Origin of the sequence: Metabacillus sp. 22489 (assembly GCF_052044855.1) — a bacterium.
Taxonomy (GTDB): Bacteria; Bacillota; Bacilli; order Bacillales; family Bacillaceae; genus Metabacillus; species Metabacillus niabensis.
Genome location: NZ_JBQENT010000045.1, coordinates 24,109 through 45,551 on the forward strand (window position 1 = coordinate 24,109; position 21,443 = coordinate 45,551).

The following is a 21,443-nucleotide window of genomic DNA, read 5'->3' on the forward strand; positions in this document are numbered from 1 at the left end:
TAAGACGATTTTCTTTAAGAATAAGGTTAAAAGCTAGTTATAAATATCGAAATAGGTGAGAGAAGTGGAGTTCAAATATTATCTTAGTGGAATTGGATGGGCTACTTGTATCGTTGAAATTAATGGGCAGAAATTAGTATTTACAGCAAGTTATTTAACGGATTGTTTAAGTGATTTTCTTAGAGCACTGATGGATTTAAACACTTTTTGTGTTCCAAAAGATGAAGTAAGAAAAAAAACTGAGTGTGAATGGGAGGGAGAGCCAGAGGGAATTGTTTGGACTTTTGAATTAAAAGAACATAATAAACTGATGATAAAAGCCGATTATTATGAAGATGAATTATGCAAAGATAACACTAAAACATTAATAAAAACGGAATACCCCTATGATGACTTTTTACTGAGTGTACTCAAAGAACTAGATGCATTAATAAAAAGACACGGAATTATCGGTTATAGAGAAGCATGGTATAATGCTGATTTTCCTTTAACGACTTTTTTAAAACTAAAACATTATATAATCCATAAACAAAAATATCCTATACAAGAAGTGCAGGGAGAATTTGATTTACAGGCAAGAAGTAATCTGAAAGATGATTTGGAATTATTGCTTCAGGAAATCAAAAATCCCTCATGAGCAATCGGGTACGATACATCAATATGAGGTATCGTATTTCTAAATTGCATGTTTAGGATAAAATTCTTATACAAATTTTTAATGTATAGTCATCATAGCTATTCACAGATAATTCGTCTAATATTATATCTTCATAAAAATAGCTGTCCAGTGTTAGATTATTTTTTTGAGCATACTCAAGTAAGTTTTCATATGCCTTACTAGTAGAGAAAAATCCGTTTTTATGGAATATATTTAAATATCTTCCCGCACTTTTAAGATGAATTTTCTTTTCGTCCTTATTATGGCTAATCTTAGTGAATAAGTATGAGTATTTAAGATAATCCTTTGCTTTCACATCATGAATATGAATGATATGGCCAATTGAACTTGGGGTAAATAATCCTTGATTTTTACAATTTGAAATATGATTGCTTATGAGAATCCCCATATCCCTCGTATCTTCTGCTTCAAGTATATTCGTTACAAGCATCCATTCCTCTTCTTCTGTTGTTATAAAAATATGATTTTCGCGAATTGAGAGAGACTCCCTCGTTAGACTAGCCTTATTAGAAATATGTTTCTTCATTTGCATTAATTTCTTGATTTTTTCTTCCATTTCTTTTTCTTTTTCTTCTAGGAGCAAGATAAAATCCTCGGGATTTCTCTTATCCAAATAATTTTTTATTTCTTTAAGACTCATGCCCAACTCTTTTAAAGTGGAGATGACTAAAAAGGCATCTATTTGAGTATAGGAATAGAGTCTATAATCATTATCCAATTTAACTTCTGGAGAAAAGACTCCCATTTTATCGTAATGAAATAACGTATGCTTTGTTACGCCAATTAGCTTTGCGAACTCAGCTGTTGAAAAATATCCTTTACTAGTTAAATTATTCATAAGCTCCTCCTTGACTATAGTGTAACACTACACCTTAGTATTAAAAAGGTAAGGATAATAAATACTAGGATCAACTACCAATCGTTGACAAATTGTGGGGGTTTATTTATGAATAACATTTTTGTTGAAAGTGAGTTTGCTCCTTTGAAAAGAGTTGTAATGGCTCAGTCGGAAGTAGCGTTTCCTGTAAAAATAGATCCTGAAGAAGTAAAATTCTTGGCTGAAGAGGAAAGTGATCTATATAGCGGGAAAGATATATCAGGAAAAAACTATAAAGATGTATTTCCTGACAAACAAAAAATGTGGGAAGAGGAAAGGGAAAATTTTAAAAAAGTTTTAGAGAAATATCATGTAGAAGTAACGGTTCCTAGACTGTTAACAGATTATGAAAAAGAATTAGGGAAAGAAGATGGCTACAGTAACTTCTTTGTACGAGATCCGTTTTTTACAATTGGCCATTTTTTAATAGAAGGTTCTTTAAGGTTTCCGCATCGAAGAAATGAGGTCTTACCTGTTAGAGATATTTTAGTGACCGAATCCAATAAAAATGAGTGTTTATATTTATCGATTCCAAAACCAGATATATCTAAAGGTCCAAAATCAGAGGACGGTCCATTTCTAGAAGGTGGAGATATTCTCGTCTTAAACAAAACGATTTTTGTAGGTAGGTCAGGGCTTGCATCAAATGAGAATGGGATTAAATGGCTTGAACGTTTAGTTGGCCATTATGGATATGAAGTAGTTGAGGTTCCTCTTCATCCGACAATCCTTCATCTTGACTGTGCATTAAGTTTAGTTAGAGAAGGGTTAATGATCGTTTGTGAAGACGCATTATTAGAAGGTATACCGAAGCAGCTTAAAGATTGGGATAAAATAAATGTAACACTAGAAGATGCATCAAAGCTAGCTACAAACGGTCTTCCGATAAATGAAAATGTATATATAACAGACCGAGAATTTAAATTTATAGGTGAGGAATTAGAAAAAAGAGGGATGACTGTCGAATATGTAGATTATAAAATATCTAGAAGTTTCGGAGGAGCTTTTAGATGTAGTACACAACCTCTTTTCAGAAGTAATGACTAAGTATATAAGAGAAAGAAATGAATGAGGGAAATATAATATGAAAAAGCCAATTAAAGAACAAAAAATGATTTTAGTTATATTGTTAAGTAATGTTTTCATTGCATTTCTTGGGATGGGTCTAATCATCCCAATAATGCCTTCATTTTTGAGTGTTATGAATTTATCCGGTAGTTCAATGGGGTATCTTGTTGCTGTATTTGCAGTATCACAGCTGATTATTTCTCCTTTTGCGGGAAGATGGGTAGATAGAGTTGGAAGAAAAATAATGATCGTCTCGGGATTATTTATTTTTAGTCTGTCAGAGCTGATTTTCGGATTAGGAACTCATGTATCGATATTTTATTTATCACGGATTTTAGGTGGAATTAGTGCAGCGTTTATTATGCCTGCAGTTACAGCATATGTAGCGGATATTACGACAATCCAGGAACGATCAAAAGCGATGGGCTATGTATCTGCAGCGATCAGCACTGGCTTTATTATTGGACCTGGAGTTGGAGGATTTATTGCTGACTTTGGCATACGGATGCCATTTTTCTTTGCTGCTGCTATTGCATGTTTAGCTGCAATAACCTCGATTTTTATTTTAAAAGAACCTTTGTCAAAAGAAGAGCGTGGGATGAATACTTCAAATGGTCAGGAGTCAACTTTCTTTAAAGACTTTAAAAAGTCAATGAATCCCACATATATAGTTGCATTTATAATCGTCTTTGTATTAGCATTTGGGCTATCTGCCTACGAAACTGTTTTTAGCTTATTTTCAGATCATAAATTTGGATTTACACCTAAAAATATTGCAACGATTATAACGTTTAGTTCCATTGTTGCCGTAATCATTCAAATCTTATTATTTGGAAAATTAGTCAACAAAATTGGAGAAAAAAGGCTGATTCAGTTTTGTTTAATTATAGGTGGTCTCTTATCGTTCGTTTCTACAGTTATATCTGGATTTTTAGCTGTTTTAATTGTAACTTGTATAATCTTCCTTGCATTTGATTTGTTACGTCCAGCCTTAACTACGTTTTTATCTAAAGCGGCGGGGAATCAACAAGGTTTTGTTACGGGGATGAACTCCACTTATACTAGCTTAGGGAATATTTTTGGACCAGCTCTAGGTGGCATTTTATTTGATGTTAACATTCATTATCCTTACATCTTTGCAGGAATCGTTCTGATGATTGGATTAGGTCTTACGATTGCATGGAAAGAGAAGTCTTTAAGTGAATTTTCAAATGCAAGTTCATAGGCTAAATATCAATAAATAATGGATTAAATCAAGACATAAAAGCCATAATACAAAAAACTCGCCATTTTTTTAGTGGCGAGTTTTTTTCGTCTAATATTATTTTGTGTTGGTGAATCCACCGTCAATACGAATAACTTCACCGTTAATGTATTGAGCTTTTGATGTTAATAAGAACGTAACCAGCTCAGCAACTTCTTCTGGAGTACCTAAACGTTTTTGTGGAATACCGCCTGTTGCGTTAGCCTTCATTTCTGGATTTGCTTCATAGAACGCTTTAACCATTGGTGTTTCAGTTGGTCCTGGGGCAATCGCATTAACGCGAAGTCCATCTTTCGCATATTCAGCAACCATACTTTTTGTAATCCCAACAATTGCGTGTTTAGTAGCAGAATAAGTTACAACTGAGTCTTGACCGATAACACCAGCACTTGATGCAGTGTTAACAATTGACCCTCCGCCGTTTTTTAGCATAACTTCTGCAACATAACGTACTCCGTAAAGAGCTCCCATTAAGTTTATCCCAACAATTTGCTCGATTTCATCGATCGTTGTATCTAAATAGAATTTACCACTACCAGAGATACCAGCATTATTGAAGAAGTAATCGATTTTTCCGAAACGTTCAACTGTTTCATCAACATATTTTTTTACTTCCGCTGCTTTAGAGACATCTGCTTTAATAAAGATCGACTCTACACCAAGCTTTTTCACTAATTCAACTGTTTCATTTCCGCCCTTTTCGCTCACATCTACAGCAACAATGTTCACGCCTTCTTCAGCTAAGCGAACTGCTGTAGCTTGTCCTAGTCCACTACCAGCACCTGTAATAATCGCGACTTTACTCATAAATAAAACCTCCTGAAATTGCCCCTTAAATGGTTAGTTATCATTATAATAACCTACTTATTACTTAATATGATTTCTCCCGTAACGTTCTCCTTTAGTACAATTTAACTATATCACAAAAATAAAAGATGTGGTCATTTCACGCCTTACGCTTATTTCATTTGAGGAATCAAGTAAGGATTTTTAAAGGTGCTTTCATCATTTGGTTACCGTTTGTTTTGGTAACCTATTAGATACTACAGGGGGATTTGTTCATGCAAGTATAGTATGAAGACTAAGAAGGAACGTAAAAATACCGTGAAAGGAAGCAAAAACAGTTTGTAAAAAGTAAAAAGCTGCCGATACCCTGGCAGCTAAATATACTCTTTAAATAAATCCGCCGTTTACGCGAATTGTCTGTCCAGTAATCCATTGCGACTCTGGGTTTACTAATAATTCGATGGCACGAGCAATATCCTCTGGTTCTCCATGTCTGTTAAATGCATTCATCTGTTTTAAAGCATCGATTTGCTGTTCTGTTTTTCCGACTGTAAAGAGCTCGGTGTTCACCGGTCCAGGTGCCACGGCATTGATTGTAATTTGTTTAGGGCCGAATTCCTTAGCCAATTGTCGTGTGAATTGTTCGACTGCTCCTTTTGTTCCTGCATAAAGGCTGTAGCCTGGAAACATTTGTCCGTTCACAGAAGTAGATAGATTCACGATACGTCCACCCATTTCCATATGCTTCATCGCCAATTGACAAGCAAAAAAGGTTCCCTTTGCATTAAGTGCAAAATGCCGATCAAAATCCTCCTCGGTTATTTCCAGCAGGGGCTTCGTTACCATTAATCCGGCGTTATTAACAAGAATGTCTAGTTTCCCGAAGGCATGGATTGTTTCTGTGAATAACTTTTCAAGCTCGCTTGTTTTGCTGACATCGGCTCGCAATGCAATTGCTTCACCGCCTTTTTCTTTAATCTGCTTTACTGTTTCGTTAGCTTTTTCGGAACTACTTGAATAATTAATAACAACCTTAGCACCTAAATCTGCCAAGTGTTTAGCTACAGCATTTCCAATTCCACGAGAAGCACCAGTTACAATTGCCGTTTTTCCGCTTAAATTAGTTGACATGTTTTACCCTCTTTCATTTAATATTTCAATGTAACTAGTTTGAGATAGTGAAGCCATCTTGTATCAGATCCCAAACCTGTTCAAATTCCTCTCGGATCCTTTTACTATTTTTCCATTCATAGGCATGGGAAGGGTGATGAAATCTTGCTGTCGCATAAAAAATAGAACGGGATATAACCTCTTTATCTGCTACAGGTTTGAAGACGTTTAAATTTATCCCCTTCTCAATGATTTGATTTAACATTTCAATGATGCAGTTAACATGGTTCGTGATAAGTTCGGTTGCTTCACCTGTCACTTCCGCATACATTTCAAACATCTCTTCATCATTTTTTGCATGGTTTTGCTTTAGAGAAATAAGCTTGAGAAAAAAATCCTTTAGCAAATGATTCGGGGATGTTTCTTCAGATTTTAAAAGCTTGCGCAAAGGTATCATAATTTCCTCTTCAAGCCATCTTTCTGTAACTGCTTCTTTTAAAGCTGACTTATTCGGAAAATGCCTGTAAATCGAGCCATGGCTCATATTTAGTTCTTTTGCTACATCTGTTACCGATGTTTTTTTTGGGCCGTAACGACGAAGAGTTTTCTCGGCTGCGTCTAAGATGTCTTTCCTACTCAATATGCCGCTTTTCTTATCCATAATTTCTTAATTACCCTCTCTCGTAGTTTGTTTGCACGTTGAATATTCATTGAAACTATAAGCATTAAATTGTAATAACAGTGGTTTTCTAGTTGTTTTGAGAATGACACAACGCGTAACAAATGACAAATATTATTTTTTGTCATTTGTTATTAAGGAAACATTTAAACGTATTCTTTTACGGTTTCTCTCCTTGACATCTTGCTTTAAAAGGAAATAGTAACTCGTTTCTCGAACCTAAAAACGGAGGAGAATATTCTGCTATCTGTATTGATTAAATAAAGGGAGTAGAAAAATTGAATAAAGGAATTAATTTTATAAATCCCATATTAGGGAATGGAGGTTCAATAATGATTATAAGAGCTGTGAAAAAGGAAGAATATCGGCTTATTGAGGACTTTGTTTATGAAATCTTCAAAAATACCAATTATTCAGATGGTGCTGTTGAAAAATCTCTTGTAAGAGAAATTCGAGAAAAACAATATTATATCCCTCAGTTAGACTTAGTTGCTGAGGAGAGGGGAGAGATTATCGGACATTTTATGCTTTCAAAATTTCCGCTAAGTAATGAGGATGAAAATGAAATGTTGATGTTATCTCCAGTTTCTGTCGCTATTCATAAACAACGACAAGGTGTTGGGAAGTTTATGCTACAGGAAGGAATTAAATTAGCTTCTAATATGGGTTTTAAAGGAATAATAGTTGAAGGGGATTTTAACTATTATCGACGGTTTGGGTTTAAAACATCAACTGAGTTTGGCATATTTGCCTCAAAGAAAAACTTACCACCTACTGCTGAAAATTTAATGGCATTGGAGTTATGTGAAAATGGGCTGGCAAACATCTCGGGTGAAGTGGACTATTCCATTTATCATTCATTGAAACATTGAAAATAATTGCCTAACAATAAGCAAATGAATGAAGGAAAAATAGTAGAAGGGAATATACTGTTAATTTAAATAGCATAGGCGACTTGATTTTAATTATGAATAAAGCAAACGTGAACGGTAGTCTAATAGTATTAAACAAAGCCTCTCAACTTCATTATTGAGAGGCTTTTTAAAAGGAAAATTTATTTCTTTACAGCATGGATATAATGAATCGTCTCGAATGCAGTTAAATAATCAGTCCTATTTTGAAAGTAACGATCATTTATTGAAGCTGGTGACAAATGCTCATAAATTAATAGACCAGATTTTTCTAGTATTCTCTCAATTTCATTATAAGTGAAGCTCGACTTCATTGGTTCACCACCTGCTGCAGCCATTTTCACCATGTTTGCAACTCTATTTGACAGGCCTTTTTCTTCGAAGAGCTTTTCGTCTGCATAATCAAATACGATTGAGCTGCCTGATGGGACGAGAGCAAATAAATCATTCAGCAAACGCTCATTTTCCTCTTTCGTTAAATAATAGGAAACACCTAAAAGACTAAAGAACGTTTTTTTGTTAGCAAACCCTTGTTTGATTAACTCTTGATGAGAAAATGCAGCAGTAAAATCCATTGAAACAAAATGGAGATTTTTTGGGATATTAAATTGAGCATTATCCAGCCTTTTCTTTTTAACTTGTTGTGTTGCTGGATAGTCAATTTCAAATATTTCTAGGCTGTTTTCCAATTCTGGATGTCGAAAAGCAAATGTATCTAATCCAGCTCCAAGTATGACATACTGCTTTAATCCTAAGTTCACTTCATTAAATAATACATTTTCGCAAAATGCTGCACGTGCTAACGGTGTTGGGGATAGCTGGACTTGTGTTACCCATTTTAAGATTTCTTCTCGATTATCTTTAAACCTTTGCCCGATCTCACTGTTAAAAAACTGAATTCCTTCAATCATGTTATTACTAATAGCTGAAAACTCTTCTTGAGAAATTAAATCCTTTGCGATGTAATCATCAAAAATTTTCGGTGTGTCACATTTACTGTGATATGCTCGCCCGAATGCCGATACTAAGGAAGTTAAACTGGATTCATTTTGCTTCATTCCATTTCCTCCAATAAAAAAATAAGATTCCCCTGGCCAGGAGAATCTTATTATAAACATTAAAATATTAATTGTAAATTATAGCATAAATAGATTTTTTTGTCAATTATTTTGCTCTTTATTTGCTTTGTAAAGATAAAACGAATCCAAAGTTTTTTAAATACCATTGAAGTAAAGTTATTTCGAAAAACAAATCAATTTTTTCTAATCTTTTGATAAATCAATTCTCATCCGATAAACATACATTATTATAGAAAAAAGAGAGGAGATTGTTATGTTTGTTACATTGTTATTACCGATTATAGTACCTTATGGTTGTTCCGGAACTTTTTTTGATCCACATGCTCGTTTCATAAGAAGAACAAATTTCTTTAGATGGATTCATTCAGTAAATGAACAAAGTAGACAATATCAGCAAGTACAATTATTAAAAAGTGAAGATATTGAAAAACACAAAAATACGATTATCGAAGGTGAACAAAAGCCTCAAACCAAATTTGTACCAAGTAATGTGACGTAGTTTTGATCCGTTTTTTTTATTTCTTAACCTTTCCAGCATCAAATGAGATGCTGGTATTTTTTTGTTAACTGGCTGACATGATAAAAGGATAATTAAAGCGACTTTATACAATAATAATGAAGATATTACATTGGTAAGGAAATACATATTTGCAACTTACTGGACTGCTGTTTGGCATAATGTTATGAAGCTTATGATACAAAGGAATGGATAAATGATCTTTTTACATTTCGTTCTAGTGTTTTTACTCCCATGGATTGTTGGTATTTATCATCTTTATAAAAAGGATAAACAGGTAATCCCTTTAATTGGTCCGGCCTTCAGTATTCTTGCTTTTACGATAAACGAATTCGGGTTTTATTTCGGTTTTTGGGAGGTTTTCCCTTTTCCTGAACAAAAAACCTTATCAGCATTACTTTTTAATTTTGGGGTTTATCCAGTTTTAGCAAGTTACTTGATTTATTTTATTAAAAAGTATAAGCATCCTTATTTATTTATTTTTTTTATGACTATAGTTACAACTTTGCTCGAATCGATTTATGTTTACTATGGGATGGTGAATTATGGGAACGGATGGAATTCCTTTTATACGTTCTTTTCCTATTTAGTACCATATGTTTTGATTTATCTTTACCATGTCTATTTAAAAAGAATTATACTCTAGAAAGGGATTTCGGATTGAAAAAAGTATGATGATCACCTTTCACGGTGACCACCACACTATAAATTAATCTCGATTTCACGTTAATGTCGCTGTAAAATCTCTGCAATAATCTCCGAAGGCTCTTTTTCGTGGATATGTGTATGAAAATTGTCTATCCGATTTTGATACTGATGCAAGCTCTCCTCATTCTGAAGGATTGAAAGGATTTGCTCATATATATTTTCCTTGTCTAGATGAAAGACTAGACCATCCTCTTTTAGTTGAGAGAGATTGATTTGCTCCTGTCCTGGTAGAGCATCGTAAATAAAGATTGGTCTTCTTTTAAATAGGCTTTCACTTATTGTCATGCCTCCGGGTTTTGTTAAAATGGCATCGATTTGATTATAAAGCTCATTCATTTTCTCCCTGCAGCTAATATATGGATATGGGATGATATAATTAGTTCCCAGCCCTTTTATTTTTTCATATAACGCTCTATTTTTCCCACATAACACAAAAAATTGGATTCGTGGCTTAGAATGAATCTCCTGTAGATGATGTAACAAGTTTTCTAAACCGCCAACTCCAAGATTCCCACCTGAAATGAGCACCGTTGATAGCGAATTCCTTTTATATTCAGGTGGCTCTAGCTGTTTTTTTATTTTTGGATGTGTCGGTATTCCGGTAATGAAAATATTGTCTTCATTGATCTTTCGTTGTATTAAATATTCTTTCATTTGCTGAGTTGGAACGAAATGGAAGTCGATTTGCTCGATTCCCCAAAAGCTGTGGATAAAATAATCTGTGTACACATTAATGATAGGAATTTGTAAGTCATGTCTTTGTTTTAAATAATTGAGCATATAGGATGGTAATGCATGTGTACATATGATCAAATCTGGCTGCTTTTCTGCCAAAAGCTTTTTCATAAACGTGAGAAAAAGCAGTTCATACAAACGATATCGTTTATTGACCTCAATATTTTTGTAGACAGCCGTCTTATAGATGGAATTGTATATTTGGGGAAATGAATGGATCCATTTTAAGTATATGCTCGAAATGATTTTTTCCATCTTACCGTAGCTATAGCTGAGTATATCAACTTTATCACACTGAATAGCTGGATCGATTTGTCTAATCCCGTCAATTAAAGAATTTGCCGCCTGATGGTGACCAGATGGAATTTGTAAAAAAGGGAGAAATAAAACTTTTTTCATCATACACCTCCATAAGCCTAGTAGAGAAGGGATAAAGTATTTACCATCTATTTCTTGTAAAATTAGTAGTCTTTTTCCTATATAATGAATAGGAAGGAGGCATTATCTTGAGTATATTTTTCATTACTGTTGTAGTAATTTTTCTTTATGCCCTAATTAAAAAAGCGAATAATAATACGAAAGATGTTGTCGTTAATCGAATCGAAATCAGTAACGAAGGATCGAACGAAGATGATTCAACATTATCGATTTTGCAGCTTTCGGATTTACATTTAGAAAATATATCGATTTCTCCTGATGGGATTTACGAGATGCTAAAAGATGAACAACTTGATTTAATCGTCCTTACGGGAGATTTTTTAGATCGGAAACGTACGATTCCGAAGCTTATCCCATATTTAGAGAAACTCAATCAATTAAAGTCAACCTATGGTATCTATGCCGTATTGGGTAACCATGATTATGTTTTAAAGCAACCAGACCTGCAAACGTTAATTGATACCCTTGTGAAATATAATTGCAAAGTATTAAAAAATCAACATGATATCATTTCTGCTAAAGGTACTTTCGTCAATATTATTGGGATTGATGACTTTAGTACAAAACGAAGCAATATTGAAGCTTCCTATAAAGGAATTCAATCAGGTATCAATCTAGTCATTACTCATGACCCTAATATCGTGTTGCAAATGAAAAACTATCATTTTGATTATTTGCTTGCAGGCCATTTTCACGGTGGACAAATTTGCTATCCAAAGGCATATCATCTAGCAAAAATGGGCAAACTTGCCCGTATGAATATGATAAAAGGACTTCATAATCATGATGGAAAACCGTTTTATATCAATGAAGGACTTGGTCAGACAGGTGTAAACATCCGCGTAGGAAGCAGACCTGAAATCACTCTTCATAAGCTATCATTAGGAAGAGTTTCAAGTGAAGCAGTAAAAGCGATTTAGGGAAAAAGCGATATGGATCGCTTTTTCCTTTTTTACAAGGTAAGAAAGTATAACATTTTGAACTTAGTTTTAGTGTCTAGCTCCAGCGCCTAGCCCCTCTAGGGTCTAGGCAATTTGGAATTGAAGGCAAAGAACGCCTTCTATTCCAAATCGCCTTATGCTTGTCGGGGCTGATCAAGGCGCTTGCGCTTTTCTTATTGACTATTCGCTGTTATTCATTCTGTACATCGTTGATAATTTGTCTATAGACATAATTAAGTAACTTGGTTTATGGTTCTTTAACACATGCCACAATGAATTGTTACTAGATATTAGCTCAATCGGTAAAAATGCAAGCCGTTTGAACCACTGGTAGACAGGATGTGATATGGAAAAGACTTCAAAGCCAAGCCGTTTACAGCCTTTGTTTAATGTAGTAATTCCGATAATCCCTTTAATTTGACTCGATTGTGGATGATTTTGAATATAAAGGTTAATTTCAGGTAATGACTTTTGAACATATCGATAAATGGTTTTGGCTTTCTTAAGCTCACTTTTTGTCGTTTTAAATTCCTTTAATAATCTGACGTTATGAAGGTGAATCTTAACTAACGTATCATTTTTGTTTATTTCTGTGCCATCTGCTAGAACGATATTCTTGCCTTTATATTTCGTTAATCGAACCCGAAAGATATTCCCTTCTTTAGATGGAAGGTATGTGAGCCGTGTAAACTGATAATATAGAGGGTCTATTAGATTCCAAATAGAGATGATATACTCTCTCATCTTTCTCCTTCTCCTTTACCTTTCCTACTATCTATTTTTTTGTATAAGCGTATTATTTGATGTATGGTAATTTGTGTAATATTGAACTGTGTGGCAGAATGATGACGAAATGCATGTAACTGTTATTTTTATTATTGAAGGAAAACCGTAGAAGTATGATAAACTTAATCTTCAAGAGGTGGTTTTCGTCATGCAGCAATTACAATTTGAAGCGTCTTGGGAAAAAGCAATAGCTGAACAGGACCGACAACATATAGAAACAATTTTTAATGAAACAAAACATGCTCCCGATTCCGATATTATTTGCACTCCGATTCGAGAAGCGATTAACCATAAAGAGGCGCTGCTCGTAACGGTATTGGTTCACAATTTTACTGATAATCCGCATACCTTTCATAACGTAAGATTGCTTTACCGTGTGCATAGTGAGGTCATGGCAGATAAGAACTTCACTATCCCTACACTTGTAATCCCAGCAAAGGTTAGTATGCCCTGGACATTTATTTTTCCAAAGGGAAGTTATAAACAACAGACTGCTTTTGAGAATGGGCGATTAGAAATTGTTTAATTTAGGCTGAATGCTCTATAGGTGTGAATGATAATTTAATCAAATTTTTTTGATTAAATAGATTGACATCAGAAAATTTTGGATATATAGTTGAAATATCAAAAAAAATTGATTTAAGAAAAGTTTGTATGTGGAATTAATTGATGATGTGAACCAGTTATTGTTTGTGAAACACTATTTGTAGATTAAAAAATTTTTGAGTAAAATATCAATTTTTTTTGATTAATATATCAAAATAATTTGTTTTAAGAGGTGACATGATGTTTAATGAGTATGAAGTTCATTTATTATCAAAATTAAAAAGGGAAGAAATGGGTAAGCTTTCGACCATATGTAGTTCAATTGCTACATATCTAAATTCTAAAACAATTGTTTCTGCTAAAGAAAAAACAAAGCCTATAGATTCGATCTTTTGTTGTAAAACAGCTTGCTGTTAACAAGAGGGGGATAAAGGATGTGGATTGAGACTTTTAAAAATTTTATATTTATTGCGTTAGAATTAACGGTTTTATTTATCGTCATTTCCTTTCTCATTAGTCTTTTACAAGGATATATCCCTTATAAAAAAATCGAGAAAAAATTGTCGGGTAAAAATAAAGTTTTAGCTGCATTCGTAGCGATCGCATTTGCTTTTATAACACCATTTTGCTCATGCTCTACAATCCCAGTAGTAGTAAATATGTTGAAAAAGAAAATGCCTTTTGGAATCGTCATGATTTTTCTTTTTGCTTCATCAGTACTAGACCCAACAATTATTACGATCATGGGAGTTGTTCTTGGGTGGAAGGTAACGATTGTTTATACGGTAGTGACAAGTATTTTCTCAATTGTTATTGGTTTTGTTCTTGAAGCATTGGGATTTGAAAAGTATGTAAAAAATGTTGTGATGTCTGGTTATGAGGAAGGCAATAAAAAATTTAATATGAAATTAGCATTCGAAGAAACAATAGCTCTAATGAAAAGTGTTTATCCATATCTCATTATCGGTGCAGCAATAGGAGCAATCATTCATGGATTAGTACCAACTGAATGGATTTCAACAGCTTTTGGTGATGATCATTGGTGGTTGATTCCAATTGCCGCAATTATAGGGATCCCATTATATATACGATTATCAAGTATGATCCCGATCTCACAGATTCTTATTATGAAAGGGATGGCATTAGGTCCTGTTATGGCTATGATGATTAGCTCAGCGGGTGCAAGCTTGCCTGAGGTCATTTTATTAAAGTCAATCTTTAAACGGGAATTAGTTTTCACTTTTGTATTATCGGTGGTAACAATGTCAACATTATCAGGTTTTATCTTTTATTTCATTTAAAGAAATGGGGGAAATATATATGTTTAATTTATTCAAAAAGGATTCTATGAAAGATGCAAATTGTTGTAATGTAGTGATTAAAGAGGTAGAAGAAAACAAGGAAGAAAGCAAAAATTGCTGTTCAGCTGAAACGGAAAAAGAAAAATTGTAGATAACATTAGAACATTCAAAGCGAAAGGTCTCCTTGATTTGGAGACCTTAGCTTGTTGTTATTCACCAGTTTTAGCAAAACGCTCAATTCTTTCTCCAATTTCGTCACGAACACGTTGGAAGAAAGCCCATTTTTCTTCATCTGTTCCTTCAGCCTTAGCAGGGTCATCAAATCCCCAATGCTCGCGTTTTACATGTGGTGGTGTCATTGGGCATTTATCTGCAGCATCTCCACATAAAGTAACAACTAAATCAGCATTATTTAATATTTCCGGATCAATGATATCAGACGTTTGATTTGAGATATCAATTCCCACTTCTTTCATTGCTTTCACAGCATTTGGATTTAAGCCATGAGCCTCAATTCCAGCACTATATACATTCCACCCCTCAGCTAAATATTTTTTTGCCCAGCCTTCTGCCATTTGGCTTCTGCAAGAGTTTCCAGTACATAAGAAGTAAATTGTTTTTTTCGCCATGTTGTTTGCTCCTTTTTAAGTAAATTTAATGGATGATAAGTAACCAAATATATAAACCAACTAGGGTAATGAACAAGGTTGGAATTGTTAAAATAATTCCAGTTTTAAAGTATGTTCCCCAAGAGATTTTTACATTTTTTAATGATAAAACATGAAGCCATAGTAATGTAGCCAGTGAACCTATCGGTGTAATCTTTGGTCCTAAATCAGAACCTATGACATTTGCATAAATAAGCGCTTCTCTTATAACACCTGTTGAGCTAGTATCGGAAATAGCGAGCGCATCGATCATAACGGTTGGCATGTTATTCATAATTGAAGATAAAATAGCTGCAATAAAACCCATACCAACAGTAGCTGTAAATAATCCTTGGTCTGCAACAGCCTGAATCATGTCAGCTAAAACATCTGTTAAACCGACATTTCTTAAGCTATAAACAACAACGTACATTCCGATGGAAAAAAATACGATTGCCCAAGGTGCTCCTTTAATAACGGTTTTTGTGTTAACGGCTGAACTTCTTTTTGCCATCATTAGAAAGAAAATCGCAACGATTCCAGCAATGAAAGAAACTGGAATTCCGAATGACTCACTTACAAAATAACCAATAAGCAAGATTCCCAAAACAATCCATGACAATTTAAACATCTTTTTATCGCGAATCGCTTCTACTGGTTTTTTTAATTGCGTTAAGTCATATTCTTTTGGGATGCTTTTACGGAAAAAGAGATATAAAACCAAGATACTAGCACCCAATGAGAAAAAGTTCGGAATGATCATTCTTGATGCAAATTCAACAAAACCAATATTGAAAAAGTCAGCTGATACAATGTTAACAAGGTTACTTACCACTAATGGAAGTGAAGTAGTATCAGCAATAAAGCCGCTTGCGATAATAAATGGGAACACCATTTTTTCACTAAAGTTTAAATTTCTTACCATCGCTAACACAATGGGTGTAAGAATTAATGCAGCCCCATCGTTTGCGAAAAAGGCAGCAACAATAGCTCCGAGAATACTAACATAAACAAACATTCTAATCCCGTTACCTTTTGCGGCTCTTGCCATGTGTAAGGCTGACCATTCAAAAAATCCAATCTCATCTAAGATTAGTGAAATAATAATAATTGCAACGAAAGCTAGTGTTGCATTCCATACAATCGATGTCACATCAATGACATCTTTAAAATCTACAACACCTACAAGTAGAGCAAGAATCGCTCCGCCACATGCAGACCAACCGATAGATAACCCTTTTGGCTGCCATATGACAAGTGTAAGTGTGAGTATAAAAATCACTGATGCTAAAATAACTGATGTCATGAATTTAATCCTCCATTACTCACATGAAATTCGTAATCCTTGTTCCTCTAGTTCTTTGATACGATAATCTTGATTCGGCAGGTATTGAAGGATATTTTCGACTAAAGAATAATGATCACTATCTTTATTTAATGAATAGATAATCCATTGCCCTCTTCTCGTTTCTTTGACAATTCCAGCATCCTTTAATTTGCGAAGATGTTGACTAATGGCAGGCTGACTTGCCTTAAAAACCTCAACAAATTCACATACACAGCAATCATTTGAATCCAGCATTTTCACCATTGTTAATCTAGTTTTGTCACCTAAAAGCTTTAAAACTGATGCTGTTTTTTCTATATCAATTGTCGCTTCTTTCATTATTACACCTCCCGAATTCATCCGCATATTAATATATAATAATTTACTTATATGTTCAATGACTTAATATATTTTTTCCTATTGTTCCTTCGTTCAAACGAAGTGAAGTGTGATGATGAAGTGTTGAAATATGGCTGGTGTAGACTTCTACTACTAGAATTACCAGTAATGGAGTTTGTGAAGATAATTTTACAAAATTAAATGAATGGTGTAGATAAATGGCCTAGTATACAGGAAGGTATCGAGGACCAAATAAAATTGATGAATTTATTAGAAGAAACAAATGAGAGAAAAGGTGAACGATCATTACTGGAAAAGGGAAAAGAATATTTATAAATAAACGACTATGTCCTTTTATAACAAAAACAGTCTCCCCCAGCAGCGCAGAGGACTGGGGGAATAAAAATGAGTTATGCACTAGCTATTGATTGATTCTATTCATAAACTTTCATTGGCAAATTTGTTAGAGATTGACCCGTAGCTGAAACTGTCAAATTGTTCTCTAATTCAAACCCAGAAACTGCTTCAATCCGAGAGAACCTTTGAATAAATGCCTCTAGTGCAAGCTTCATTTCTAATCGTGCCAGTGGTGCGCCTAAACAGAAGTGTGGTCCATTACCGAATGTTAGGTGCTTTTTATTGTTTGCACGATGAATATTCATCGTGAATGGATCTTCAAACATATCAGGATCCATATTACATGCACTCATCCAAGCAATGACGACATCACCTTTTTTTAAATCAACACCTAATAGATTATTGTCTTGTTTAACGGTGCGATCTCTACGTGACATGTGGAATCGGAAACGAAGCATTTCTTCAACAGCATTTGGAACAAGTTCAATCTTGTTTCTTAGCTCTTCATAAATCGATGGATCATCGTATAGCAATGAATAGAACGTATTGGCTATCGCGTGGCTTGTCGTTTCGACACCAGCACCTAAAAGCAACATTGTTGCCTGAACGATTTCTTCATCCGTAAATCTTTCGTCATCAACTTCAGCTCGAATTAAATCAGAAATAATATCATCAGTTAGATTTCCCCGTTTTTGTACGACAATTGGGTAAAGAAACTCAAAATATTCCTTCGCTGCCTTTTGCTTTTCTAATTCAATATCTTCCAGTCTTTCTCTATCGTAAGGCTGGAAAAGAATATCAACCCATTTCTTAAACTGATATCTGTTTTCGAGCGGAACGCCAAATAAGTCAGCGATGACTAGACTAGGTAATGGAGAAGCAAGGGCATCAACAATATTTACAACTGAATTTTCTTGAATTTCTTCAACAAGCTCTTTTGCAATTTGTTGAATACGAGGTTCCCAGTTTTTTAAACTGCGAGGGGTGAAGGCTGCTGCTAACAAAGAACGACTTTTTCGATGCATGGGTGGATCAACATTTGTAAGGTTTGTGATGGATGAAGGATTTTGTTGTTTGTGATTTGAGCCTACGAAAATAGTTGTTCTTGTTCCTTCACTTGAGAAAACTTCATAATTGCTTAATACCTGTTTCACGTGTTCATATTTAAACACATTCCACGTATTTGTACCTTCGTGGAAATACACAGGGTGATTGAGAAGCATCTCTTTATACCATTTGATAGGAAAAAACTCTTCTGCACGTGATTTGAAATTTGTGATTTCATTTACAGGAATAACTTCTTTCGTGATCATGTTTTTATTCCTCCCTCAAGTTACAGTAGTTTGACAATCAGTGTAGCGAAGGCACCAAGAATTTAGTTTGCATCATCTTACACTGATTTGTAGTGAATCTACATCCTCCGTTCGTTACAGTATGGTCACATAGTATGATTTATCCTAAACATTCTCTACTTAATTCGATGTGACCTATTTTCACCTTACTTTAATCAAGAAAATTCTTAAAGAGTACATAGTATGAAGGGGATTTCTAAATATGTATAGGACAAGAAGCCTGAAAATCTAGTATTTCTAAGCTTTTGTAGGTGTAATTTCACTTGTATAATATATGCTAAAAGAAATCTATCGTTTAATAATAGAGAGGGATAGACAAGGGAAAGAGAATGGAGGATTATATTAGATAAATGAATAGTTTAGTAAATAATAAAAACATCGATGGAATCATGCGAAATCATAGAATCCTTGTTGAAAGTAGAGGACATAGTCATAAAATTTTCTTGCTAACTTTTCAATACCTTCTTTAATACCTGAAAGCTTCAGTATTGCTCGTCGTTCTCTTTCACCGTGAAGATTTTCTTCAATTAGATTAGTTGTTTCTTCTTGAACTCCTATCCAACTAAGTACAGTTTCTTAAAAATGTTTCTATACCGAGAGAAGTCCTCCTCTAAAGTAATGATTGAGGACTTCTTTTTCTATAAAGTAAATATAGGGCTACGTTAGCTGTTTATAAAATAGCTTACAATCTTCACCTAATTCATTTGGTAAGTATTTTAAAACCGGATCCTTTGCATATGAGTAAGCAATCGGAACCCCTTTACAATCCAATGGCATGTGGTAATTTAATCGTACGTTCATTTTCTGTGAACGGTGATTTGGAGCTGTTGAGAAAATATATTGATAACCTCGATTTTTACAAATTTCCTCTAAGAGATGCCTCATTTCGGCTGCTATGTACATTTTGTTTTTTTCCAGCATCACTCCGGTTAGAAAAATACGGATATGTTTTTCCTTTACGATTTTTCTTCCTAATTTATTGTAAATATATTGCTCATACTTTTTTACTAAATAGCGGGTAATCTGATTTATTTTATTAAAAGGAGCAAAATCACCTTTTAGTAGGGGAGGATCTAATTCTATTGTCTGAAAGGACTCGGCAGCAACGGCTCCAATCACTTTCCCAGTACATTTCTCTCTAGCGATGATGGTTAAACCTTGATTAACTGTTTGTTTAAGGAAATCAAAAATAAACTCTTTCATCGTTTCATATGATATTTTCAATAATAAAACGACTGGTTCTACAATGAAGGCATTTCCAGATTTAACACCTGAGAATGTTTTGGCTAAGCATTCAGCTACTTCAATTAATAGCTCTTCGTCTGATACAGGTAAAACCTCATACACGTAATGCTTTTTAGCTATTATTGCACCTTCAATATCGATGTTTGTGTTTGTCTGATCTTCTGAGATACCTTTCATTGGCATAGTCAAGCTTCGATTCCCCCTTCAAAATTTTTAAGCAACAAAAAAACTCCACCTTGAATAAGACGGAGTTTCCGTCGTATTCGGTAACTGGCTGGCATGGTGTATAATGAAAAATCTACACTTTAGCCCCTCTAGCTTTGCGTCCCCATTTTTCAATGAGTTTGCCATTATCGTACGTTAAAAAACTATGAAAAAAGCGTTCCTACTATTATCACAGAATCAAGAATTTTAGAACTATGATAATTCAAATGTAGTATACACAATAGTTGAACGTCAACAAATTTTGCCAATTTTCGCTAAAAATAGGAATATATAATCATTGATTATCGTGAGTTTATCATGCATTTTTTGAGTGTGAAAACAAATGATTTTTATCAAGATGTTTGTAATGAAGCATAAGAGTTAACGTGTTTTTCGTAAATAGCTATAAGGCTTTTTATTTATTAGAAATATGATAGATTTATAACTGTTTACTTGTACTTTAGAACTATTAAAAAAGGATTTTATTTAGAAAGGCAAAAGCTACTGATAACATAGTCCGTAGTTATTTAGCTTATAAATCAAAGGTATGCTTGCAAAAAGTGTGTATATTTTGGAAGTACTCCATAATTGTTTGGATACATGCCTTCATCTGTCCTTTCAAATCGATATCTCCCTTTTTTTATTACCTTAATGAAGTGAATGAATGGAAAAAACATGAAACCTTTTATCTGAATGACCGTAAAGTTTAATAAGAGATTTAATTTGGAGGGAAAGGCATTGGCAATATTAGTTGATATGTTAAATATTCTTGTTTATCTCCCTTTTTTAAAGGCTGATGAAGAAGACATAGAGAGTGTGTTAAAGCAATTAAAAAAGCACGAATGGTTCCGGGAATATTTAATAGATGAACGATATCGAAAACTAATTGTTCATGATAAAGATGTTCGGCAATTGATTGGAAAGTTTAATCCTAATAAGCTTGCTAGCAGCTCTTATCATGTGAAATGTCAAATGAAATTACATAGGGTTTTAGAAAATAAGTTACGTAATGCTGGATAGAATGTGAATTGCTTAGGAGATTGATGGGCTTATTTGTTACTTATATTCAAGTTATAGATTTGATTCAAAGGAGAGTACAACATGGATATCGATTTTCTGGATAGGATTAGGGTTAGCAGCTTTAGGTTATTTTATAGGGGATGGACTAAAGAATTTTAAAAATCCAAAAGGGAGTCTATCTGGATATCCGACATTAATAGAAGAAAAGGATTTGTATATTTATTTAGGGTTAAGCAAAGAGGAAGTAAAGGACTTGTTAAGCAAGCATCCTGATGCCCCAAAAGCTGAAAGGAAAGACATACTATCCGTATCAGCACTTTATTGAAAGGTTTTCATCTGAAGAATTTTATCAAAAGTAATAGTATATATGGCAGAATAAATATAAGAAGCCCTTTCTCTTTTGTAAAGAGGTACCGACCCCCAGAAGTTAGAGTAATAAATCTAACTTCTGGGGGTATTATTATGGCCAAATATAGTGAGGAATTTAAAATAAAGATTGTTACCGAATATTTGAATGGAAATCTTGG

24 protein-coding genes and 1 riboswitch are annotated in these 21,443 nt (G+C 34.0%); of the genes, 12 read left to right on the forward strand and 12 right to left on the reverse strand.

What is annotated here, in order from left to right:
- Nucleotides 1-64 precede the first annotated feature (64 nt).
- The gene (locus tag ACTJJ9_RS20985; protein ID WP_145581155.1) at nucleotides 65-637 is read left to right on the forward strand and encodes a hypothetical protein; all 573 of its coding nucleotides are present in this window, start codon (nucleotides 65-67) and stop codon (nucleotides 635-637) included.
- 52 nt (nucleotides 638-689) lie between these two features.
- Here the strand turns inward: ACTJJ9_RS20985 and ACTJJ9_RS20990 are convergent, their stop codons facing one another.
- Complete coding sequence (locus ACTJJ9_RS20990; protein ID WP_145581154.1) at nucleotides 690-1,517, reverse strand: MerR family transcriptional regulator; 828 nt, start codon at nucleotides 1,515-1,517, stop codon at nucleotides 690-692.
- 108 nt (nucleotides 1,518-1,625) lie between these two features.
- On the opposite strand from ACTJJ9_RS20990, the gene ACTJJ9_RS20995 reads away from it, so the two are divergent.
- Nucleotides 1,626-2,603 (forward strand): arginine deiminase family protein, encoded by a 978-nt coding sequence (locus ACTJJ9_RS20995; RefSeq protein WP_145581153.1) that lies wholly within the window; start codon nucleotides 1,626-1,628, stop codon nucleotides 2,601-2,603.
- Nucleotides 2,604-2,640: 37 nt separating this feature from the next.
- Nucleotides 2,641-3,849 (forward strand): MFS transporter, encoded by a 1,209-nt coding sequence (locus ACTJJ9_RS21000; RefSeq protein WP_145581152.1) that lies wholly within the window; start codon nucleotides 2,641-2,643, stop codon nucleotides 3,847-3,849.
- Between the two features lie 96 nt (nucleotides 3,850-3,945).
- Here the strand turns inward: ACTJJ9_RS21000 and ACTJJ9_RS21005 are convergent, their stop codons facing one another.
- From ACTJJ9_RS21005 to ACTJJ9_RS21015, 3 genes are all read right to left on the reverse strand, one after another.
- Nucleotides 3,946-4,695, reverse strand: a complete 750-nt coding sequence (locus tag ACTJJ9_RS21005) for a glucose 1-dehydrogenase (protein ID WP_145581151.1) — start codon at nucleotides 4,693-4,695, stop codon at nucleotides 3,946-3,948.
- Between the two features lie 366 nt (nucleotides 4,696-5,061).
- The gene (locus ACTJJ9_RS21010) at nucleotides 5,062-5,805 is read right to left on the reverse strand and encodes an SDR family oxidoreductase (RefSeq protein ID WP_145581150.1); all 744 of its coding nucleotides are present in this window, start codon (nucleotides 5,803-5,805) and stop codon (nucleotides 5,062-5,064) included.
- Between the two features lie 34 nt (nucleotides 5,806-5,839).
- The gene (locus ACTJJ9_RS21015; RefSeq protein WP_145581149.1) at nucleotides 5,840-6,445 is read right to left on the reverse strand and encodes a TetR family transcriptional regulator; all 606 of its coding nucleotides are present in this window, start codon (nucleotides 6,443-6,445) and stop codon (nucleotides 5,840-5,842) included.
- 350 nt (nucleotides 6,446-6,795) lie between these two features.
- Here ACTJJ9_RS21015 and ACTJJ9_RS21020 point away from each other — a divergent pair, with 350 nt between their 5' ends.
- Nucleotides 6,796-7,335, forward strand: a complete 540-nt coding sequence (locus tag ACTJJ9_RS21020; protein WP_095299607.1) for a GNAT family N-acetyltransferase — start codon at nucleotides 6,796-6,798, stop codon at nucleotides 7,333-7,335.
- Between the two features lie 182 nt (nucleotides 7,336-7,517).
- Here ACTJJ9_RS21020 and ACTJJ9_RS21025 read toward each other — a convergent pair whose 3' ends face one another.
- The gene (locus ACTJJ9_RS21025; protein ID WP_145581148.1) at nucleotides 7,518-8,432 is read right to left on the reverse strand and encodes a class I SAM-dependent methyltransferase; all 915 of its coding nucleotides are present in this window, start codon (nucleotides 8,430-8,432) and stop codon (nucleotides 7,518-7,520) included.
- 274 nt (nucleotides 8,433-8,706) lie between these two features.
- Here ACTJJ9_RS21025 and ACTJJ9_RS21030 point away from each other — a divergent pair, with 274 nt between their 5' ends.
- Complete coding sequence (locus ACTJJ9_RS21030; RefSeq protein WP_145581147.1) at nucleotides 8,707-8,952, forward strand: hypothetical protein; 246 nt, start codon at nucleotides 8,707-8,709, stop codon at nucleotides 8,950-8,952.
- A gap of 217 nt (nucleotides 8,953-9,169) precedes the next feature.
- The gene (locus tag ACTJJ9_RS21035; RefSeq protein ID WP_440768859.1) at nucleotides 9,170-9,616 is read left to right on the forward strand and encodes a CBO0543 family protein; all 447 of its coding nucleotides are present in this window, start codon (nucleotides 9,170-9,172) and stop codon (nucleotides 9,614-9,616) included.
- Between the two features lie 80 nt (nucleotides 9,617-9,696).
- Here ACTJJ9_RS21035 and ACTJJ9_RS21040 read toward each other — a convergent pair whose 3' ends face one another.
- Nucleotides 9,697-10,815, reverse strand: a complete 1,119-nt coding sequence (locus tag ACTJJ9_RS21040) for an MGDG synthase family glycosyltransferase (RefSeq protein ID WP_145581145.1) — start codon at nucleotides 10,813-10,815, stop codon at nucleotides 9,697-9,699.
- Nucleotides 10,816-10,919: 104 nt separating this feature from the next.
- Here ACTJJ9_RS21040 and ACTJJ9_RS21045 point away from each other — a divergent pair, with 104 nt between their 5' ends.
- Nucleotides 10,920-11,771, forward strand: coding sequence for a metallophosphoesterase (locus ACTJJ9_RS21045; RefSeq protein ID WP_145581144.1), 852 nt, complete (start codon nucleotides 10,920-10,922; stop codon nucleotides 11,769-11,771).
- A 201-nt stretch (nucleotides 11,772-11,972) separates the two neighbouring features.
- Here ACTJJ9_RS21045 and ACTJJ9_RS21050 read toward each other — a convergent pair whose 3' ends face one another.
- Nucleotides 11,973-12,536, reverse strand: a complete 564-nt coding sequence (locus ACTJJ9_RS21050) for a YkoP family protein (RefSeq protein ID WP_145581143.1) — start codon at nucleotides 12,534-12,536, stop codon at nucleotides 11,973-11,975.
- Between the two features lie 190 nt (nucleotides 12,537-12,726).
- Between ACTJJ9_RS21050 and ACTJJ9_RS21055 the strand changes: the two genes are divergently transcribed.
- The 4 genes from ACTJJ9_RS21055 to ACTJJ9_RS21070 all read left to right on the forward strand — a co-directional run bounded on the left by ACTJJ9_RS21055 (nucleotide 12,727) and on the right by ACTJJ9_RS21070 (nucleotide 14,576).
- The gene (locus ACTJJ9_RS21055; RefSeq protein WP_145581142.1) at nucleotides 12,727-13,104 is read left to right on the forward strand and encodes an SLAP domain-containing protein; all 378 of its coding nucleotides are present in this window, start codon (nucleotides 12,727-12,729) and stop codon (nucleotides 13,102-13,104) included.
- Between the two features lie 260 nt (nucleotides 13,105-13,364).
- Entirely contained in the window at nucleotides 13,365-13,541 is a 177-nt protein-coding gene (locus ACTJJ9_RS21060) for a hypothetical protein (protein ID WP_186324138.1), read from the forward strand.
- 17 nt (nucleotides 13,542-13,558) lie between these two features.
- The gene (locus ACTJJ9_RS21065) at nucleotides 13,559-14,425 is read left to right on the forward strand and encodes a permease (RefSeq protein ID WP_145581141.1); all 867 of its coding nucleotides are present in this window, start codon (nucleotides 13,559-13,561) and stop codon (nucleotides 14,423-14,425) included.
- A 19-nt stretch (nucleotides 14,426-14,444) separates the two neighbouring features.
- Nucleotides 14,445-14,576, forward strand: coding sequence for a hypothetical protein (locus ACTJJ9_RS21070; RefSeq protein ID WP_255451821.1), 132 nt, complete (start codon nucleotides 14,445-14,447; stop codon nucleotides 14,574-14,576).
- A gap of 58 nt (nucleotides 14,577-14,634) precedes the next feature.
- Here the strand turns inward: ACTJJ9_RS21070 and arsC are convergent, their stop codons facing one another.
- From arsC to ACTJJ9_RS21095, 5 genes are all read right to left on the reverse strand, one after another.
- Nucleotides 14,635-15,054, reverse strand: a complete 420-nt coding sequence (gene arsC, locus ACTJJ9_RS21075; RefSeq protein ID WP_145581140.1) for an arsenate reductase (thioredoxin) — start codon at nucleotides 15,052-15,054, stop codon at nucleotides 14,635-14,637.
- A gap of 25 nt (nucleotides 15,055-15,079) precedes the next feature.
- The gene (locus tag ACTJJ9_RS21080) at nucleotides 15,080-16,378 is read right to left on the reverse strand and encodes an arsenic transporter (protein WP_145581139.1); all 1,299 of its coding nucleotides are present in this window, start codon (nucleotides 16,376-16,378) and stop codon (nucleotides 15,080-15,082) included.
- A 15-nt stretch (nucleotides 16,379-16,393) separates the two neighbouring features.
- Nucleotides 16,394-16,738, reverse strand: coding sequence for an ArsR/SmtB family transcription factor (locus ACTJJ9_RS21085; RefSeq protein WP_145581138.1), 345 nt, complete (start codon nucleotides 16,736-16,738; stop codon nucleotides 16,394-16,396).
- Between the two features lie 434 nt (nucleotides 16,739-17,172).
- Nucleotides 17,173-18,405: a cytochrome P450 gene (locus tag ACTJJ9_RS21090; protein WP_145581227.1), complete on the reverse strand. Its 1,233-nt coding sequence runs from the start codon at nucleotides 18,403-18,405 to the stop codon at nucleotides 17,173-17,175.
- A gap of 699 nt (nucleotides 18,406-19,104) precedes the next feature.
- Nucleotides 19,105-19,881 carry a hypothetical protein gene (locus tag ACTJJ9_RS21095; RefSeq protein ID WP_145581137.1) on the reverse strand — a complete coding sequence of 259 codons (777 nt, stop codon included), beginning with the start codon at nucleotides 19,879-19,881 and terminating at the stop codon, nucleotides 19,105-19,107.
- 73 nt (nucleotides 19,882-19,954) lie between these two features.
- A riboswitch (cyclic di-GMP riboswitch) is annotated at nucleotides 19,955-20,051 on the reverse strand.
- A gap of 583 nt (nucleotides 20,052-20,634) precedes the next feature.
- Between ACTJJ9_RS21095 and ACTJJ9_RS21100 the strand changes: the two genes are divergently transcribed.
- On the forward strand, nucleotides 20,635-20,916 hold the full coding sequence (locus ACTJJ9_RS21100; protein ID WP_440768858.1) for a hypothetical protein: 282 nt from the start codon (nucleotides 20,635-20,637) through the stop codon (nucleotides 20,914-20,916).
- Nucleotides 20,917-21,443 lie beyond the last annotated feature (527 nt).

What these genes read in the sequence shown, in the direction of transcription:
- ACTJJ9_RS20990 (WP_145581154.1), bottom strand. Translation starts at nt 1,517, where the DNA reads ATGAATAATTTAACTAGTAAAGGATATTTTTCAACAGCTGAGTTCGCA.
- ACTJJ9_RS20995 (WP_145581153.1), top strand. Translation starts at nt 1,626, where the DNA reads ATGAATAACATTTTTGTTGAAAGTGAGTTTGCTCCTTTGAAAAGAGTT.
- ACTJJ9_RS21000 (WP_145581152.1), top strand. Translation starts at nt 2,641, where the DNA reads ATGAAAAAGCCAATTAAAGAACAAAAAATGATTTTAGTTATATTGTTA.
- ACTJJ9_RS21005 (WP_145581151.1), bottom strand. Translation starts at nt 4,695, where the DNA reads ATGAGTAAAGTCGCGATTATTACAGGTGCTGGTAGTGGACTAGGACAA.
- ACTJJ9_RS21010 (WP_145581150.1), bottom strand. Translation starts at nt 5,805, where the DNA reads ATGTCAACTAATTTAAGCGGAAAAACGGCAATTGTAACTGGTGCTTCT.
- ACTJJ9_RS21015 (WP_145581149.1), bottom strand. Translation starts at nt 6,445, where the DNA reads ATGGATAAGAAAAGCGGCATATTGAGTAGGAAAGACATCTTAGACGCA.
- ACTJJ9_RS21020 (WP_095299607.1), top strand. Translation starts at nt 6,796, where the DNA reads ATGATTATAAGAGCTGTGAAAAAGGAAGAATATCGGCTTATTGAGGAC.
- ACTJJ9_RS21025 (WP_145581148.1), bottom strand. Translation starts at nt 8,432, where the DNA reads ATGAAGCAAAATGAATCCAGTTTAACTTCCTTAGTATCGGCATTCGGG.
- ACTJJ9_RS21030 (WP_145581147.1), top strand. Translation starts at nt 8,707, where the DNA reads ATGTTTGTTACATTGTTATTACCGATTATAGTACCTTATGGTTGTTCC.
- ACTJJ9_RS21040 (WP_145581145.1), bottom strand. Translation starts at nt 10,815, where the DNA reads ATGATGAAAAAAGTTTTATTTCTCCCTTTTTTACAAATTCCATCTGGT.
- ACTJJ9_RS21050 (WP_145581143.1), bottom strand. Translation starts at nt 12,536, where the DNA reads ATGAGAGAGTATATCATCTCTATTTGGAATCTAATAGACCCTCTATAT.
- ACTJJ9_RS21055 (WP_145581142.1), top strand. Translation starts at nt 12,727, where the DNA reads ATGCAGCAATTACAATTTGAAGCGTCTTGGGAAAAAGCAATAGCTGAA.
- ACTJJ9_RS21060 (WP_186324138.1), top strand. Translation starts at nt 13,365, where the DNA reads ATGTTTAATGAGTATGAAGTTCATTTATTATCAAAATTAAAAAGGGAA.
- ACTJJ9_RS21065 (WP_145581141.1), top strand. Translation starts at nt 13,559, where the DNA reads ATGTGGATTGAGACTTTTAAAAATTTTATATTTATTGCGTTAGAATTA.
- ACTJJ9_RS21070 (WP_255451821.1), top strand. Translation starts at nt 14,445, where the DNA reads ATGTTTAATTTATTCAAAAAGGATTCTATGAAAGATGCAAATTGTTGT.
- arsC (WP_145581140.1), bottom strand. Translation starts at nt 15,054, where the DNA reads ATGGCGAAAAAAACAATTTACTTCTTATGTACTGGAAACTCTTGCAGA.
- ACTJJ9_RS21080 (WP_145581139.1), bottom strand. Translation starts at nt 16,378, where the DNA reads ATGACATCAGTTATTTTAGCATCAGTGATTTTTATACTCACACTTACA.
- ACTJJ9_RS21085 (WP_145581138.1), bottom strand. Translation starts at nt 16,738, where the DNA reads ATGAAAGAAGCGACAATTGATATAGAAAAAACAGCATCAGTTTTAAAG.